This window comes from Dyadobacter sp. SG02 (genome assembly GCF_900109045.1).
Classification (GTDB): Bacteria; Bacteroidota; Bacteroidia; order Cytophagales; family Spirosomataceae; genus Dyadobacter.
The window spans coordinates 54586-71900 of the sequence record NZ_FNYL01000011.1; the positions used below are offsets into that span (position 1 = coordinate 54586).

Genomic DNA, 17315 nt, shown 5'->3' on the forward strand with positions numbered 1-17315 from the left:
GTATAAAAAAAGGGTGATAAAATTAGATCGTATAATTCTTAAAAGTAATTCTATGAATATAGTTTTAGTAGACGAACATCTCCTTTTAGCCGATGCCCTTCAAAATCTGTTGAAGCTTGTACCCGAAGTGGAAATGGTGAACGCTTATTCCGACGGGAAGGAATTCCTCACCGAAAGAAGCGCCACTCCCCCCGATATCCTCGTGATGGATCTCGCACTGAACGGCCTGAATGGCCTCGAACTACTCGACGTATGCCGCGCCACACTCCCACGGGAAATGAAAGTAATCGTATTATCGACGGTGGCCGATGCGCAGACCGTCAAACACACGATCCGCAGAGGAGCGAACAGCTTTCTGTCGAAATCGACGCTGTTTGAAGAATTTAAGGAATCGATTTTTCAGGTACGGTCCGGCAAACAATACATTGGCAAAGCCATTCGCGATAGCCTGATCAACAGTGTATTTTCGGAAGAAGAAGTGGTCATGCACCTTTCTCCCCGGGAAAAAGAGGTACTTCAAAAGGTTTGCGGCGGCCACACGATCAAGGAAATCGCTTATGAACTGAAACTCAGCGCCCACACCGTGCAATATTACCATCGCAGTGTTATGGATAAGCTGAAAGTACGCCGCACGCCCGACCTCATCGTATATGCTATACAGCACGGACTTTATATTCCGGAGGCCAGGTGACTTAGGTTGTCGACAAGGCCCGGCCTCCGGCTTTCAGTATTTATGAGCGCTCGGCAAGCTTGCCGTAGAAATCCGGAAGGGGGTTCAATGCGGTGTTTTTCCGCTGATGCCAGTATGGATAAATCGGCGATTTGTCGCTGGCTTCGTCCAACCGCTTTACCTGGTCCAGGGTCAGGTTCCAGCCCACGGCACCCAGATTTTGCTTTAACTGCTCTTCATTCCGCGCACCAATCACGATATTACTCACCGTGGGGCGTTGCAGGAGCCAGTTCAGCGCCACCTGTGCCACGGTCTTTTCCGTTTCGGCAGCCACTTCGTCCAGCACGTCGATCAGGTTGAAGAAAAAATCTTCGGGTATGGCAGGCCCCTCGCCGCCGCCTTGCGCAATGCGGCTCTCCGGCGGAAGCGGCTGACTTCTGCGGTATTTGCCGCCCAAACGCCCCGCGGAAAGCGGGCTCCACACCAGTGTACCCACCTTTTGATCCACGGCGAGCGGCATCAGCTCCCATTCGAACTCCCTGCTCAGCAACGAGTAATGCGCCTGGTGCCCGATGTATTTGGCCCATCCGTACCGTTCCGAAACAGACAACGATTTCATCAGGTGCCATCCCGAAAAATTAGAGCAGGCAATGTAACGTATCTTCCCGTCCCGGATCAGATCGTTCAATGCGCTGAGGGTTTCTTCCACCGGAGTAGTTGCGTCGAAACCGTGCATGTGGTAAATATCGATGTAATCCGTTTGGAGCCTTCGCAGACTGTCCTCGCAAGCTTTGATCAGGTGAAAACGCCCTGAACCCGATTGATTGGGCTGATTTCCCATCCGGAACGTGGCTTTGGTGGAAAGAATGATCTTGTCGCGCAGCCCTATGATCGCCTTGCCCAGGATTTCCTCCGAAAGCCCCTGCGAATACACATTGGCGGTATCGAAGAAATTCAGGCCCGCGTCCATACACAATCCCACCAGCTTCGTCGCTTCATCCACCTGCGTGTTGCCCCATGCCTTGAAGAAATCGCCGGTCCCCCCGAAAGTTCCGGTACCAAAGCTAAGCACCGGCACTTTCAAGCCCGATCCTCCCAGTTGTCTGTATTCCATTTGCGTGAATGTTAAGATGAATTAAGCGCGCCCAATTAAAAGATAAAATCCTCAAACATCAAGTCGGGGAGGGCATTTTAACATGGCAGGGCACAAAAAAAGGCCGGACGTGTCCGGCCTTTTGCCTTGATCGCACAATCAGGAATCCGCCAGTCTCCCGGTAACTGTGGCAATCTTGGCAGTTCGTTTAGTTAGGTTGTTATCACTATGAATCGCACTTACCCTCTGGCGTTGCTTTCTAAAAAAATATCTTCCCCGAAAATCAGGGAAGATATCTGTATTATTTACTCAACGTTCCTCTATTACTAACCTCAAAACGGATCAACAGAACCTATGATTTACTGTTGTCTGTGCCCCTGGTTCAATAATGTGATTCAAATATCAGCACAGGATCGGGGTCTAAAGAAATTTGATGTGCAAATGGCGCCTATGGCTGAATTATCGGAAAAAAGGTCTCGTTTTGATGCCCGAATCCGCCTTCTTATTATCTTTAAAAGATATTTTATAGCTATTTGAATTTCCTGACTTAATAACCTAACCATGAACCGTAGAGAAGCTGTTCAAAGAATAACCTTCCTGCTTGGCGGCGCGATCTCCGCTCCGCTGATGGCCGGCATCGCAGGCGAACGTCTGAATTTCGGCCCCTCCCTCGAAGTGTCCGATCAGCAGGAAGCACTGCTGGCGGAAGTCGCGGATGTGATTATCCCTGCAACCGGCACACCCGGCGCCAAAGCAGCCGGAGCCGAGAAGTTTATCGTACGCGTCATGCGCGACTGCTACCCGATGGAAGATCAGAAAAAGTTCTATGATGGTCTTGCCAAAGTAGATGCGCTGGCCAAAGAGACCTATTCCAAAGACTTCGCCGCGCTGGACCCCACCCAGAAAAATGACATCATCAAAAAAACCACGGTTTCCGACAAGCCATTTTTCCTCCAAATGAAGGGGCTTACCGTCACCGGCTATTTCACTTCCGAAATCGGTGCAACACAGGCACTGGATTATCTGCCGATCCCCGGTCGGTTTGAAGGCAGCTGGCCCATGCCCAAAGGACAGAAAAGCTGGGCACTTTAATCCGGAAATATTTAACAGGAAAGCAGCAGCATGCAACGCATGACCTCCTGACCACTTCCTGACATTCCAAACTCTATTAGAAAAATGGCGAATCTCAATATTGACGCAAAAAAAGACATCACCTACGACGCCATCGTGATCGGCTCCGGAGTTTCCGGCGGCTGGGCGGCGAAAGAACTAACCGAAAAAGGCCTGAAAGTGCTCATGCTCGAAAAGGGCAAGAACCTGGAACACGTCACAGGCTACGAAAATGCATTGAAAGCTCCCTGGGAGACGCAATACAATGGTCGGCTGACGGTCAAACAAAAAGAAACGCACCCGTTCCTCTCGCGCGACTATCCGTACAACGAAATGACGGAGAAGTACTGGATGAACGACATGGACCAGCCCTACGAAGAAAAAAAGCGCTTCGACTGGTTCCGGCCGAATATCGTCGGCGGGAAATCCATTATGTGGGGACGGCAATCGTACCGTTTGAGCGACATCGATTTCGAAGCCAACCTGAAAGACGGTATCGCAGTCGACTGGCCGATCCGCTATAAGGACATTGCACCGTGGTATTCTTATGTTGAAAAACACGTGGGTATTTCGGGCGAGAAACTGGGCCTGCCCCAACTACCCGACAGTGACTTCATCGCCCCGATGGAAATGTACCACGTCGAAAAAGAGGTGCGTAAGCGTTTGGAAAAAGAATTCCCCGGCCGTGTGATGACGATCGGACGTGTTGCCAACCTTTCTCAACCGACCAAAATCCAGCTCGACGGCGGTCGCGGCCCTTGCCAGTACCGCAACCGCTGCTCCTATGGTTGTCCGTATGGTGCTTATTTCAGCACCCAGTCGTCGACATTGCCGCCGGCGATGAAAACCGGCCGCCTCACCCTCCGCCCCGATTCGGTGGTGCGCGAGATTATTTATGACGGCAAAAAACAAGGCGGGCGCGCTACGGGCGTACGCGTGATCGATTCGGTTACTTTGCAGGAGCGCGAATTCCACGCCAATATCATCTTCGTATGTGCGAGCGCACTGGCATCCACCGCATTGCTCCTCAACTCCACCTCCGACCGATTCCCGAACGGAATGGGTAACGACTCCGGAGAACTTGGCCACAACCTGATGGACCACCACTTCCGCACCGGTGCGAGCGGTACCTGGGAAGGCGACCTCGATAAATATTACTTCGGCCGTCGCGCCAATGGCATATATGTGCCGCGCTACCGCAACATCGGCTCCGACAAGCGCGATTATCTGCGCGGATTCGGTTACCAGGGCGGCGGCGGTCGTCAGGGATGGCAGCGCAACGTGGCCGAACTCGCATTCGGTGCCGACTTCAAGGAAGAACTCACGACGCCCGGCAACTGGACAATGGGCTTCGGCGGTTTTGGCGAGACATTGCCTTACCACGAAAACTACATGTACCTGAACAAGGATAAGAAGGACAAATTCGGTATCCCGGCGGTAGTTTTCGACGCGGACCTTCGCGACAATGAGAAGAAAATGCGTAAGGATATGATGAACGACGCCGCCGAAATGCTCGAAAAGTCGGGGGTGAAGAATGTCCGCACTTACGATAACGGCTCCTATCTGGGGATGGCTATCCACGAAATGGGTACCGCCCGCATGGGCCGCGACCCCAAAACGTCGGTGTTGAATGGTAACAACCAGTTGCATTCTGTGAAAAACGTGTTCGTCACTGATGGGGCGGCCATGACTTCCGCGTCGTGCGTGAACCCATCGCTTACCTACATGGCGCTTACGGCCCGGGCGGTGGATTTCGCGGTGAAAGAATCCAAAAAGAAAAATATCTGACAGGATGTTCAGAGGCCAGGTCGCAAAACCTGGCCTCTTTTTTTATGCAAACTTTCAGATAGCATGCACAACAAGATGCTATTTTTTGCAACATTTTGCAATTTTCTGCAAAATTATATTTCTTTGTAGAAAATCTACACCGTTGTTAATGGAAGAGAAACTGAGAATCAGCGCAGCCAGAAGGGCCACTTTATTAATATTTTTAGTCTGTGGCATCGGCTTGTCGAGCTGGGCGCCGATGGTACCATTCGCGAAGATCAAACTGGGCCTGAACGACGCCGACCTCGGTGTGGTACTGCTCGCTTTGGGCGCCGGTGCCATACTCACAATGCCCGTCACCGGCTTGCTGATCAATAAATACGGCAGCCGCACGGTAGCCATCGTGTCCGCGCTGGTCATTGCGTCTCTCCTTCCGCTATTGCTTCTGGCAAGCTCACCTTATCAACTCGCGGCGGCGTTGTTTGTATTTGGTGCGGGAATAGGCTCTATCGACGTCTCCATGAACGCCCAGGCCGTGGTGGTGCAAGAGCGGTTCGGGAGCCACATTATGTCGTCGTTTCACGGAATGTTCAGTCTCGGCGGGTTGATGGGCTCGATAGGATTAGGTTTTCTGATCAAAGCCGGGCTTTCACCTACTTACGCCGCGGTTGCAATCTCCGCATTGCTCGTTTTCATCACCGTAACGCAGTCGCGGCACCTGCTGCCACACTCGGAAGAGGCGAAAATGGATGGTACCAGCTTCGTTTTGCCCAAAGGACCAGTGGTACTGCTCGGTATCATGTGCTTCATACTTTTCCTTGCCGAAGGTTCCCTACTCGATTGGAGCGCCGTTTTCCTGCAATTTTCCCGCGGTTTCGATCCTTCATTCTCCGGCCTCGGCTACGCGGCTTTTTCGGTGGCGATGGCTATTATGCGCCTCACAGGTGACGGCATTATCCACCGCCTGGGACCAGCGAAAGTGGTATTTTACGGCACCTTGCTCGCGGGAGCCGGTTTCATTGTGGCGGTAACTATCCCTTCTGCCATTGCCGCGCTGGCCGGCTTTGTGCTGGTGGGACTGGGCGCTGCCAACGTGGTACCGATATTCTTCACAGCCGCCGGGCGCATTCCGAACATTCCGCCGTCCATCGCATTGTCGGCGGTGACGATTCTCGGGTATTCCGGCCAACTTGCCGGGCCTGCGCTGATCGGCGTGCTTGCTGAAATTACGTCGCTGTCGTGGGCGCTTGGACTGGTAGGTTTGCTCCTGTTTTTCGTCGCATTCGGCTACAAGCACCGCGATTAGAATGCCTCTCCGGTAAACAAATAAAAGCCGGGGCCGTCTTTGGTAAAACCGACGTCCAGCCGCAGGTAAATATCCTTTTTGGGAAACAATAAATACCGCAGCCCGACACCACCGGAAAGCCTCGCACGCGCTGGCGTAAGCGAACCGATCTTAGGCCCTACCACCGCCGCACCCGCAAACGCAACCCCGCCAAACCGCTTGCTGAACCCGAATGGCAACCATCGATGCTCCACCTGCGTGGCCAGCATGTTCTTGTCGCGGTAGCGGCCGTAGTAATAGCCCCGCATGATCATTTCCCCGCCCATCAGCGCCATCTGGTTGAACGGGACATTGCCTGTGAAAAAGTTGCCGTAAACCTGCCAGGCCAGCACATTGCGTCGGGTCAGCGGGTGCGAGCTGCGGATATCCAGGTTAAATCCCTGAAAATTATGGTGGCTCCCCACCGATTGGTTGTATTTCAAAAACGACAGTTCCCCAAAAAAGCCTTTGCGCACATTGAGCACATTATGCCGGTTGTCGTAGACCAATGCTGCGCCTAACCCGATATTGCGCGTACCGTCGCTGCCCAGCGGCTCGTCGTACTGGTGATCTTCGGGCTGCTTGAACTCCGCATTGTAAAGTTGCTGGTAATCGATTTCAGGTCCCAGGAAGAGGTTACGCCTGATTTTTCGCAAAACCCGCTGGCGGAAAAGCAGGTAATTGGCATCGATCAATGCAGGTTCTTTGTCCGGCGTGGTATGGCCTATGCCGTAATACAATAGTGGAAAGCGTTGAAAACGCGTCCGGCCCAAGAAGAACCATTTGTCCTTATCTCCATAAATCGCGTTGTCGAGCCAGATACCGTACTGGCCTTCGAGAGTGATGAATGTAAATGCCGCTACTTCGCTCAGGCGGTTCAGCGTGTCGCCCTTGGCCTGAAAAAGGAGCAGCGAAGATAACCCGACTTCCACACTCGTTTCGGGCGCGTAACCCAATGTAGGGTACACCCGGAAGCTCGACTTCCCCTCTCCCGTCGTGTCGGAGATGGTCTTTTGTATGAATCGTTTGAACCACCGCTCCTGTGCGGATACGCGTGTGGCATGCGCGATCAGGAAAAGGGTTATCAGGAAAAGATATTTTACGTTCAATGCGCTACTGAGTTAGATGAGAGTATGCTTTCAATTCATGAATATAAAAATCAATCCGCGTCCGTCAAGTAGATGCCATGCCGCCGGGCTCTTTTCCACCAAACCATTCATTCTGGCATGAAAACCCGCATTTTACTCCTCTGTTTTCTTTTCAACGCGAGCTGTTTACTCGCGCAAAACAAGGCCGATCTATGGTGGAAAAGGAACAACCTGAGGGTAATCCAGATGAACCTGCCCGCCTACGAGGCCGCGACGATCAATGCGGATTCCATTGTTACCGATCTCGTCGAATGCTCCGCTAACACGCTGCTGATCAATGCGGGAGGCATTATGGCTTTTTATCCGACCACACTCGATTTTCACTACCGCAACCCCTATCTGAAAGACAACAATGTCCTTGCCGACGTCGTCCGTAAATGCCACGAAAAGGGCATTAAGGTAATCGTCCGCTTCGATTTCAGCCGCGTTCATGAAAGTATCTTCAAGGCCCATCCCGACTGGTGCTACATTTCCCCCAAGGGTGAACGCATGATCAATACCGATATGTACGTGGTGTCGATCAACGCGCCTTATGTGCAGGAAAAAGCATTCAAAATCATCGAAGAGGTGATCAATACTTTCCCGATCGACGGCATTTTCCTGAATATGCCCGGTTACCAGGTCAATAACCCCTACGAAAGCAAATACCACGGGATCGATCAGAACGAGTACGACAGAAAGCGTTTTGCGGAGTTCAGTAGCGGTAAGGTGCTGCCGATCGAGGAAAACAAATCAGATCCGCTCTTTCAGCAATATCTGGAATTTAAAAAAGCAACGGTCGAAGATTGGTCTGAACGGCTGCACAAGCTGGTCAAATCCAAAAATGAGCAGATCGCGATCTGTACTTATTCCGACAAGTTTGTGGACATCATCCGCCACGAATCGCAAAGCATGACCACCCTGCCCTACTGGCCCTACACGGCGTCGGACAACGTCGGTAATGCGGTCAATTCGTTCCCGGATCACATTATCAGCAATGCGAGCATTCAACAGATTTCGTTTCAGTCACGGTACAATGCCGTGGAGCCGGAAGAAACACGCATCAGGCTGTACGAGAATATCGCCAACGGTTCGGGGCTGGATATGAGCATGATGGGCGACATGCGCGGGTATGAGGACGAGCGTAGCTATCCTGTTTTCAGGAAGGTTTATGGTTTTCACAAAAAGAATGAAGCCTATTTCGGCAAATACAAATCGGTGGCTAAAATTGCGGTCGTCGCGCCCGGCGCCTGGCCGAACGGCGAGCCAATGCAGGAATACCGAGGCATTCAGCTGATGCTCCGCGAGGCGCATATCCCGTTCGACATTGTGGAAGACGGCCAGATCGCCAACCTGGAACAAAAAATGAAAGGGTACAAGCTGATCATCCTTCCCGAAATCACCTACCTGAAACCGGAAGCCATTCGCATATTGAAAGAAGCCAGCCGGCAAGGCACGAACCTGATCGCTACCAATCGTACATTGTTCGACAGTCCTGAAACATTGCAGGGGCTTTTTGGTGCCAAAATCGAGAAAAAGGACAACGACGGCGCCGGTAACTACCTGGTACCCGACGATCGGAGCATTTTCAAGAGCTTCAAAGGGCAGAGCATGCTCTTCTGGAAGTTCAACCTCGGGCTCTACGATCTTTCAGGTACCGATCAAAAACTGCTGCCCATCTTAGCGAAAGGTCGCCCCGGCCCGCCGGAGATCATCGGCGGCCACGATCGCACGGGTTATTATGCATTGGGTATCAAAAACCATCCGAACAGTAAAGCGGCGATTTTCCCGGTCAACCTGGGCCGGATCTATTACATGCACGGGTACCAGGAACACAAAAACCTCTTGCTGGATATGGTCCGCCACATGCTACCTGAAATCGCACAAAATTTCGAGACAAATGCGCCTGCCAGAGTCGAAACGGTATGGAAGGAATTTACCAAAAATACCCCGGAAAATCGCGCCAAAAACACGCCTGACGGCCATATTCTGCATTTGATCAACCTGACCGGTTTCAGTGGAAATACCTATTTCGAACCATTACCTGTCCACAACTTGCAATTCAAAATCAGGTTGGCGAAAAAACCGCAAAAAGTATTTACATTGACGGATCACAAGCCTTTGAACTTCACCTGGAAAGAGGGTACGATCACAGTCCCGCTCGCCCACCTCGCGGAATTTGAAAGCATTGTGATGGAATACTAAACTAAATCAAACGCTACCCCTTATGAAACCCAGACTCTTGCTGCGCCTCGCTGCGTTGTGTATCCTTATTCACTTAATCGGGCATTTCTTCGGCCATTTCTCGTGGAAAGAAACCCCCGATCCCGTCAAACAGGAGGTAATCCGCCAGATGACGGGCCCGAAGTTCGAATTTATGGGTGTCATGCGGAGCATGGGTGATTACTTTGAAGGTTACGGGCTTATTCTCTTCGTCGTATATGGCATGTCGATAGCGCTGATCATGTCCGCCGCCCGGTACTGCGACAGCGACCATGACATCGCTCGGAAAGTGCTCACACCCATCGGGATCGGCTACGTGGCCATGGGAGCCATTGAATTTGTATATTTCTTCCCGTTTGCCGGCTCGATAAGCCTCGTCGCCGGCCTGCTGGTAGTTCTCGCCATTTTCCTGAACGGCTAGGCATTTACAATTTGGGAGCGTCCGGCTTGCTGGGCGCTTCCGCCGGATTGGCACCGCGGGTTTTCAGTTTGCGACTGTAAGTTTTGTTTTGGGTTTTGATAAAAAGTGTATCTAAATCCTTCCCGCCAAAAGCCAACGCCGAAACACGTCCACTTGAAACCGGCAATATCGCATTCACGCGGCCGGTCTGATCAAGTATTTGTACCCCCATGTGTGTAGCCACGTAAATGCGGCCCTCGCGGTCGCACACGATGGACAATGCTCCTGCATTCTCCTCGGTGTCCGGCGAATGTAGCCAGCCGAATTTTTGCTTGTAAACCAGTTTCCCGCCCGGCTGAATTTGATAGGAATAGAGCCAATGCGAGGTGGGCTCCACAGTGTATGCCAATGTCTGGTCCGGTGATACTGCTATCGCCGCACCTGCCGCACTTTTGCCGACGGCAGCCAGTATCCCTGCTGGTTTGATATTAAACTGAAATGCATTTGTTTCCTTCCATTCCTCGCCCGGAATCAGCAATGCCGACAGAAATGCATTCTGCGATTGCCCTTTCTTCACCGGCTCCGGCCAGCCTTTCCACAAATAGCGCATAGCCTCCGGGAACAGCGCGGTGCCCTGCTTGCCATTGTGGCCGCCTTCCCCCCATTTGTGCATTACTTCATAACCCGCAAATGTGAGCGCACGCAGCATGGTTTGATTGGCCATCCACCAGTCACCCGCATAGATGTTCAGGTCGTTGGCGCCGTCCTGCATGTAAATGCGAATGGGCTTGGGCTCCACCTTTCGTAGTAATGTGGGGTAACGGTCCGCGCCGCGCAGGCCCACGTAGGTACCTATCGCGCTAAAAACGCGTGAAAAAGCATCAGGCCGCTCCCAGGCGGCGGTGAATGCGCACACCGCTCCGCTGCTCGAACCGCCTATGGCCCGGTCGTTGCCGTTTTTGGAAAGGCGAATCGCCCGGCCGTCGCTGGTTTTCTTTTTTTCTACCTCGGGCAGGATTTCTTCGAGGATAAACCGCGCGTAGGCATCGCCGAGGCCGTCGTATTCGAAACTGCGGTTGAACCGGTCGTTAGCCGCATTGGGGTCGGCCGCTTTCACACGCCCGTGCATGACGAAAACGCCGATCGTGACCGGCATTTCCTTTTGGTGAATGAGGTTGTCGAACACCGTCGGGGCCTTCCATTGAATACCGTCCTGGTTCACATACACACACGCGGGCGCCTCGGGCTTATACTGCGCGGGCACATACACCCAGTACTCGCGCCACGTGCCCGGGAAAATTTTGGATTGATCGAAAACAAATTTCAAAACCTCGCCCTTCGGCACGCCCGGATGTTCCTCCGACGCCGGATCGACAGCATAGTTTTCTTCCGGGGTTTGCGCATGAGTATTAATGGTTGTAAAAAAGCAGAACAGGAACAAAAGACGCTTCATGCAGGTGTGTATTTATATTAAAACAATAGATTACAAATAGCTGAGCCACCACGTCCGCTTCCGGGCCCGGTACTCGCCGTACCACTTGCAGGGCCAGTAAAGTGCCACCACGATCAGTATCCAGATCAGGTAGGTTTGTCCAAGCGGATACCCGAATTCGTTGGGCCGGAATTTAAAGAAAAGGCTGTCGTCGGTAGCCTGCTGCCAGGTGTAGCCGGAGAGGAACACGATCACCATGGTCATGATGTGGATGACGTAAAAATGCACGAGGAAAAAGAAAAACGGTACCCTGCCGTAAACGGTACAAATGCGGCTGAATGCATTGTCCGTTCGTTCGGTCAATGCCAGCAGAATGAGTATCGGCCCCTGGGTCATGAAGGTGAAGAACAGCGAAGGGGGATATTTGGTCACATTGAAAAAGGACATGAAAGTTTTGATACCCGTATCCTGCGTCGACCAGGGTGCAGGGTCGCCATAGCCATTGATGAGCCTCAAAACCACAAACAGCACAGTAAGCGCAGCACCGACCAGCAATAGCAACCGCTTACGACGGGCGGGATCCGCATTGCGGTTATAGAGCATGCCCAACCCGTAACCTGACATCATAATGCCCGCCCAGGGGAATATTACATAAAGAAAGACGATCGCTCCACCATCGGGCCGGGGCAGGAATGTGCCCCTACCGGTCCAGAATATGCGCAGCAGGATATCGGCAAGGGAATTTTCCTGTAACTGTACATAATCCAGCAGATTATGCCCGAGTACCAATGCCAAACCGAGTATCAGCACGGTTTTCGGAGAAGCAAACCGCACCGCGACACCCAGCACGATCATCGCCCCGCCCAACGCCCAGAAGACGGCGAAAAACAGTGTTTTGTAATAAATATCAAATGTGAATGCGAACGTCATAAACACCATTTCCACCAAAATAAGCCAGAAACCGCGCTTGATCAGAAACGAAGATTTCTCTGCCGCGGTTTTGTTCACGCCCGATAAATAGGCGGACAAACCGGATAGCATCATGAAACTCGGCGCGCAGTAATGCGTGATCCATCGTGTGAAAAACAATGCAGGCGTGGTGGTAGCAAGGTCGGTAGGATCCCCGGTAGCGCCGGCGATGTGAAAGAAGTCGCGGACATGGTCGAGTGCCATGATAATGATGATCAGTCCGCGTACGGTGTCGATCGACCGGATGCGGCTGTTGAGGGTGCTGGTGGTAGTGGTATACATGACTAATATGAGTTGAAAACAACTGACCTAAGAAGCCACATAAATTACTGATTTACTGCCTATATCCCTTCAACAAACGGCAACAAAAATCCCGTTATTTCCCAACAAAATGCTGAGCAATAACGGGATTTGAAAAGTTGAAACGCGATTATAGCAATGCCGCCCCGAAAACACCCGCGCTGTCGCCCAGTTTGGGCTTCACGATAGGCGTCGTGACAATTCCTTTATTGAAAATATACTTACGGATACGCTCGTAGCCTGCGGTGTAGAGCAAATCGATATTACCCACGCCGCCGCCGATCACGATCAGGTTCGGGTCAATGACATTAATGAGTGTCGAAATCGCCCGTCCGTAATATTCAAGCAGGCGTTCGATAGTTGCTTTCGCGTGTTCGTCGTTTCCGGCGTGGTATCTTTCCAGCACGGTTTTCATCGATACTTTCTCCCCGCTCAGCTTTTCATAATGGCGCTCCAATGCCGGACCGGCGATCACCTGCTCCACACAGCCTGCCTTGCCACAGTAGCACGGGTCGCCGCCTTCTTCTAGGATATTGTGGCCCCATTCGCCGCCGATACCGTGGTGCCCGCCGATGATCTTGTTGTTCACAACCAGCCCGCCGCCTACGCCGGTGCCCATTATCACACCGAAAACGACTTCCGCTCCGTGGTAATCCTTACCCGCGCCCATCAATGCCTCGGCCAATGCAAAACAGTTCGCATCATTCGCCAACTCGCAAGGCACGCCCAGTATTTTTTCCAGATCGGTCTTCAACGGCATTCCGTTGAGGCAGGTCGTATTGGAATTTTTCATTAACTGCGAATCCGGTTCCAATACGCCGGGCGTCGCGAAACCGATCTTCCGCGGCCGCTCGCCTACCTGATCCGCTACCATGTCGATCAGCTTTTTGATCTGCGACAGGATATGATCATAACCATTCACGGATTCCGTCGGCACGCGCATCCGTACCACCACTTCCAGATTCCTTTCGGGATCCAGCACTGCACATTCTATTTTAGTACCTCCTAAGTCGATTCCCCAGAGTTTCATTCTATTATTGCTAAACTAAAGATTGGATCAATAAAAAAAGAAAACGGCAGCCGAAAGCCGACTGCCGAAGTTTTTAAAGCACTTTATAATATTTGTAACCAAACAGGAAGATCACCGCATAACAGATGATGGGAAGGTAGTAGGCATGCGCCACGTTTGTTTCCGCCACCGCGCCCATGGCGAACGGGAAGAACGCGCCGCCCACGACACCCATTGAAATAAATGATGATGCCTGCTGCGTATGTGCGCCCAGGTTTTTCAATCCGAGACTAAAAATGGTTGGGAACATGATGCTGAAAAAGAAGTTCAGCATCAGCAATGCGATAAATGATGGCCAGCCAAGGCTTTGCGCGATAATCAGGCACATTACAATATTACATGCAGCAAAAATCGCTAGCAAAGAATGTGGTGCAATAAAACGCATGAGGAATGTACCCACGAAACGGCCTGTAAGCATCAATACGAAGAAAATGATCATGTAGTTTCCAGCCACAGCGTCGGAGAAACCCATTTTCTCGTGACCGTAGTTAATAAAAAACGCCCACGTACCGGCTTGTGCAGCTACGTTGAAAAATTGCGCCAAAACTGCCCATTTGAAATGTCTGTGCTGGAAAAGGCCTCTCTCCGGATGCGTGTCCACATTGGCAACAGCAGGATCTACGGCTCCGTGGGGATCGATAAGTGCCGGTACTTTAACAAATGAAAACAATACTGCGATCGTAGCAATCACACTTCCTATGACGATGTACAATGTTTTTACCGAAGTAAGGTCCGTACTGCCTTCCACATTATTTCTCAACAAAAAATAAGAACCAACGGCCGGTCCGATAATTGTACCCAATGCATTAAATGCCTGGGCAAAATTGATACGCATGTCACTCGTACGCTGATCTCCCAGCGACGCGACAAACGGGTGGGCAACCGTTTCCAAGGTGGAAAGACCGCAGCCCAGAATGAACAACGCTCCTCCAAAGAATGGAAATGAAGCCGCAGCAGCAGCCGGAACAAACAAAAACGAACCGACAGCAAAGAGCGTCAGTCCGAAAAGAACGCCATTTTTATAGCCAAAACGCTTCATGAATAACCCCGCCGGAATCCCCATCACACCATAAGCCCCGAAGATCGCGAATTGCACAAATGCGGATTGTGTTTTGGTCAGACTTAAAACGTGTTGAAAGTGTTTGTTGAGCACGTCCCCCATTGTGATGGCAATCCCCCAGAACATAAAAAGGGATGTAACGAAGACCAGGGTAACAAGGTATTTTTTGTCGGTGAACTTGGGCGGGGAGGCGTGAACGGAGCCGGCAGACGAATGGTTGCTCATTTAGCTGAATAGTAAAATTAAATATTAGGTTCGGTCTATTTTTGCAAATGTAAATCAGAGAAATTTAAAAACTCTATCCAGTCGAACATTTTAACGTCGTGCCCGCCCGGCCGAATATGAAAGCCGATTTGGCCTGATAAGGGCTGATTCAGTGCCGGAAACGGGCTGTCGGGCAAGCCGTTCGTCCCTAAAAACCGGTACACCGCATCCGCGGCCCGCGCGGTGGCGAACTCGCCCTGGGGATCGGAATTTTTGTCGTCCTCCGCCGTTGCCAGGTACACAGGTCTCGGAGCAATGAGCGAAAGGACGAAATGCTGATCGAACGGCAGCTCGGTATCTTTGCCTTTGTATTTCGCGAAACTTCGCGCAAACCAATGCGGAAAGGCCGTACAAAGCCGGTTGATATCCTCGCCCACGGCGCGCCGGAACTGCTTTCCGCCCCCCGCGCCCGACTCATTGCTCAGTACAGCCGCGAACCGGCGATCCGTTGCGCCGGCCCAGAGCGCAGCCTTGCCCAGCCGGGAAAAACCGAACACCGCCACGCGTTTCGAATCTATATCCTTATCGGTTTCCAGGTAATCCATCCCACGGCTCAATGCCCAGGCCCAGGCGGCAACAGTACCGAAATTATCTTCGCGTTGCTGCAATTCGGGATACAATGGGTGCACGCCGGTTTGAAATGCCTGCGCTTTCCGGTCCGAAGCAACTTCCTCGCGGTAGAGCGTGACGAGCGCGTACCCGCGTGCGAGAATGCTGTCCACAGCCCATTGCGAGGCATTTACACCCCGGCAGGCATCGGTAGCTTTTCCATCCACCGCGCAAGGGAACATCCGGCTGTTTTCGACCCACGCGGTGGTCAGTTTAATACCCGGATCGGCGTGAATGGCCTGGTTACCGATGAAATTCAATCCGATAATGGCCGGTACAGGCTGCCTGCGCTGATTTGGAATATAAATCAGCAAATCAAACTGTGCTTCCTTGCTTTTTTCGGTGATATGGACGGTCACTTGCTTGCGCGTTGCTTTACCGCCCAGCGCATGCTTGTCCAGGTCAAAAACTTCGAAACGCATGTTTTTGGGGCGTTCCGGCATTGTACCGTACATTTCGCGCGTCATGGTTTCGAGGATTTCCTTCCGCCTCCGTTCCCAATCCTTCACGGACTTTACCTTTTTACCACTGTTAAAAGTAAATGGATCGGCCAATGCCTGATTACCCTCCTGGGCGTGTAATATTTTGGGTAAAACAGTCAGGCACAATGCCAGTAATAGAACGGAAACCCTCATTGTAAGCAGGTTATATTTATTTTTTCTTGAAATAGGTATTCATAAAAAGAAGCTGGTGCTGCACTGCATTCTCCCAGTAAGGCCAGTTATGTGCTCCCGGGCGCGAAATGTAGTCGTGCGGGATTTTGCGGTATTCGAGCTCCTTATGCAGGTTTTCATTTACGCCGTAGAAGAAGTCTTCGGTACCGCAATCAATAATGAGTGAGAGGGAGTTGGGGGTTAACAAATGGAGCATATTGATGACCGTGTTCTTCTCCCATCTCTCCGGCTGCTCTGCATAAGTGCCCAGGCGCTTGGCCATGTCCCAGTTATTGGGGAACGGGCGGATATCCACGCCTCCGCTCATACTCCCCGCCGTACCATACACATCCTGGTGTTTCAATGCGAGGTACAATGCGCCGTGGCCGCCCATGCTCAACCCGGTAATGCCGCGTCCTTTGCGGTCTTTGATGCTTTTATAGTTTTTATCGACATAAGCGACCAGTTCTTTGGAAACATAGGTCTCGAACTGCGACTGCGGGTCCACAGGGCTATCCCAGTACCAGCTGCTGAAACCGCCGTCGGGGCAGACGATGATCATATTGTACTGGTCGGCGGCTTGCTGAATGGCCGGTGCTTTGGTAACCCAGTTGGCATGGTTGCCGCTGTAACCGTGCAGCAGGTACACCACCGGGAATTCCTTGCCTGTATTATAGCCCGCAGGCCGCACTACGACTACTTTCAGGTTCTTTTTCATCACCGCGCTATTGACTTCCACAGTATCGACCTGCGCCGCTTGTACCTGGCAAAATATGAACAGAGTAAATGCAAGAAATGACAGAAATGCTTTTTTCATTGGAAAATGTTGAAAGGGAATTAAGAGAATGACGAAAACGAAGTGACTGTTACCGTCAGTTTTTGAGAAAATTTTCTACAACTGCACGGCGTAAAAGCCTTGAACCCCGCAAATATTGTAGAAACCGGGGAAATATCCCGTTTTAGCGCGCCAGAAAGTAGCTGGCACTTAAATTGATATAATCCTGATATCTCTAAAATAACTCTAACTCAAAATTTTACAACAATGGGAAATCTCCTGTATACAATAGCCGTGATCCTGGTGATCCTGTGGCTGATCGGCTATTTCGGCTTTGCGAGTTTTGGATTAGGAAATATCATTCATATCCTGCTGGTGATTGCCGTCGTTGCGATCATTCTGAGATTGATACGTGGCGACAGGGTAGTATAGCAAAACCTCCATACGGCATTCAGGCCCGGATCGTTTGT

The 17315-nt window shown here is 51.6% G+C and carries 15 protein-coding genes; 7 read left to right on the forward strand and 8 right to left on the reverse strand.

What is annotated here, in order from left to right; translation table 11 throughout:
* The first annotated feature begins 52 nt into the window (after nt 1-52).
* Entirely contained in the window at nt 53-691 is a 639-nt protein-coding gene (locus BMW93_RS23845) for a response regulator transcription factor (protein WP_090382271.1), read from the forward strand.
* A gap of 40 nt (nt 692-731) precedes the next feature.
* Here the strand turns inward: BMW93_RS23845 and BMW93_RS23850 are convergent, their stop codons facing one another.
* Nucleotides 732-1784 (reverse strand): aldo/keto reductase, encoded by a 1053-nt coding sequence (locus BMW93_RS23850; protein ID WP_090382274.1) that lies wholly within the window; start codon nt 1782-1784, stop codon nt 732-734.
* 540 nt (nt 1785-2324) lie between these two features.
* On the opposite strand from BMW93_RS23850, the gene BMW93_RS23860 reads away from it, so the two are divergent.
* From BMW93_RS23860 to BMW93_RS23870, 3 genes are all read left to right on the forward strand, one after another.
* Nucleotides 2325-2855 carry a gluconate 2-dehydrogenase subunit 3 family protein gene (locus BMW93_RS23860; protein ID WP_090382279.1) on the forward strand — a complete coding sequence of 177 codons (531 nt, stop codon included), beginning with the start codon at nt 2325-2327 and terminating at the stop codon, nt 2853-2855.
* A gap of 84 nt (nt 2856-2939) precedes the next feature.
* Nucleotides 2940-4661 carry a GMC oxidoreductase gene (locus tag BMW93_RS23865; protein WP_090382281.1) on the forward strand — a complete coding sequence of 574 codons (1722 nt, stop codon included), beginning with the start codon at nt 2940-2942 and terminating at the stop codon, nt 4659-4661.
* Nucleotides 4662-4809: 148 nt separating this feature from the next.
* Nucleotides 4810-5946, forward strand: a complete 1137-nt coding sequence (locus BMW93_RS23870) for an MFS transporter (RefSeq protein ID WP_090382283.1) — start codon at nt 4810-4812, stop codon at nt 5944-5946.
* On the opposite strand, the gene BMW93_RS23875 is transcribed toward BMW93_RS23870, so the two are convergent.
* A complete protein-coding gene (locus tag BMW93_RS23875; protein WP_090382285.1) occupies nt 5943-7073 on the reverse strand; it encodes a BamA/TamA family outer membrane protein in 1131 nt (376 codons plus the stop codon). The genes BMW93_RS23870 and BMW93_RS23875 overlap by 4 nt on opposite strands.
* Nucleotides 7074-7190: 117 nt before the next feature.
* Between BMW93_RS23875 and BMW93_RS23880 the strand changes: the two genes are divergently transcribed.
* On the forward strand, nt 7191-9296 hold the full coding sequence (locus BMW93_RS23880) for an alpha-amylase family protein (RefSeq protein ID WP_090382287.1): 2106 nt from the start codon (nt 7191-7193) through the stop codon (nt 9294-9296).
* Between the two features lie 22 nt (nt 9297-9318).
* Complete coding sequence (locus BMW93_RS23885; protein ID WP_090382290.1) at nt 9319-9735, forward strand: LIC_13387 family protein; 417 nt, start codon at nt 9319-9321, stop codon at nt 9733-9735.
* 4 nt (nt 9736-9739) lie between these two features.
* Here BMW93_RS23885 and BMW93_RS23890 read toward each other — a convergent pair whose 3' ends face one another.
* The 6 genes from BMW93_RS23890 to BMW93_RS23915 all read right to left on the reverse strand — a co-directional run bounded on the left by BMW93_RS23890 (nt 9740) and on the right by BMW93_RS23915 (nt 16887).
* Nucleotides 9740-11167 carry an alpha/beta hydrolase-fold protein gene (locus tag BMW93_RS23890; protein WP_090382292.1) on the reverse strand — a complete coding sequence of 476 codons (1428 nt, stop codon included), beginning with the start codon at nt 11165-11167 and terminating at the stop codon, nt 9740-9742.
* Nucleotides 11168-11197: 30 nt separating this feature from the next.
* Nucleotides 11198-12397 carry a DUF1624 domain-containing protein gene (locus BMW93_RS23895; protein WP_090382294.1) on the reverse strand — a complete coding sequence of 400 codons (1200 nt, stop codon included), beginning with the start codon at nt 12395-12397 and terminating at the stop codon, nt 11198-11200.
* 148 nt (nt 12398-12545) lie between these two features.
* Nucleotides 12546-13445, reverse strand: a complete 900-nt coding sequence (locus BMW93_RS23900) for an ROK family protein (RefSeq protein ID WP_090148799.1) — start codon at nt 13443-13445, stop codon at nt 12546-12548.
* 73 nt (nt 13446-13518) lie between these two features.
* Nucleotides 13519-14769, reverse strand: coding sequence for an L-fucose:H+ symporter permease (gene fucP, locus BMW93_RS23905; protein WP_090382297.1), 1251 nt, complete (start codon nt 14767-14769; stop codon nt 13519-13521).
* 35 nt (nt 14770-14804) lie between these two features.
* Complete coding sequence (locus BMW93_RS23910; RefSeq protein WP_090382299.1) at nt 14805-16052, reverse strand: acetylxylan esterase; 1248 nt, start codon at nt 16050-16052, stop codon at nt 14805-14807.
* A gap of 16 nt (nt 16053-16068) precedes the next feature.
* Nucleotides 16069-16887: an alpha/beta hydrolase family protein gene (locus BMW93_RS23915; protein ID WP_090382301.1), complete on the reverse strand. Its 819-nt coding sequence runs from the start codon at nt 16885-16887 to the stop codon at nt 16069-16071.
* Between the two features lie 225 nt (nt 16888-17112).
* Between BMW93_RS23915 and BMW93_RS35260 the strand changes: the two genes are divergently transcribed.
* Nucleotides 17113-17277, forward strand: coding sequence for a lmo0937 family membrane protein (locus tag BMW93_RS35260; RefSeq protein ID WP_082489155.1), 165 nt, complete (start codon nt 17113-17115; stop codon nt 17275-17277).
* Nucleotides 17278-17315: the final 38 nt, after the last annotated feature.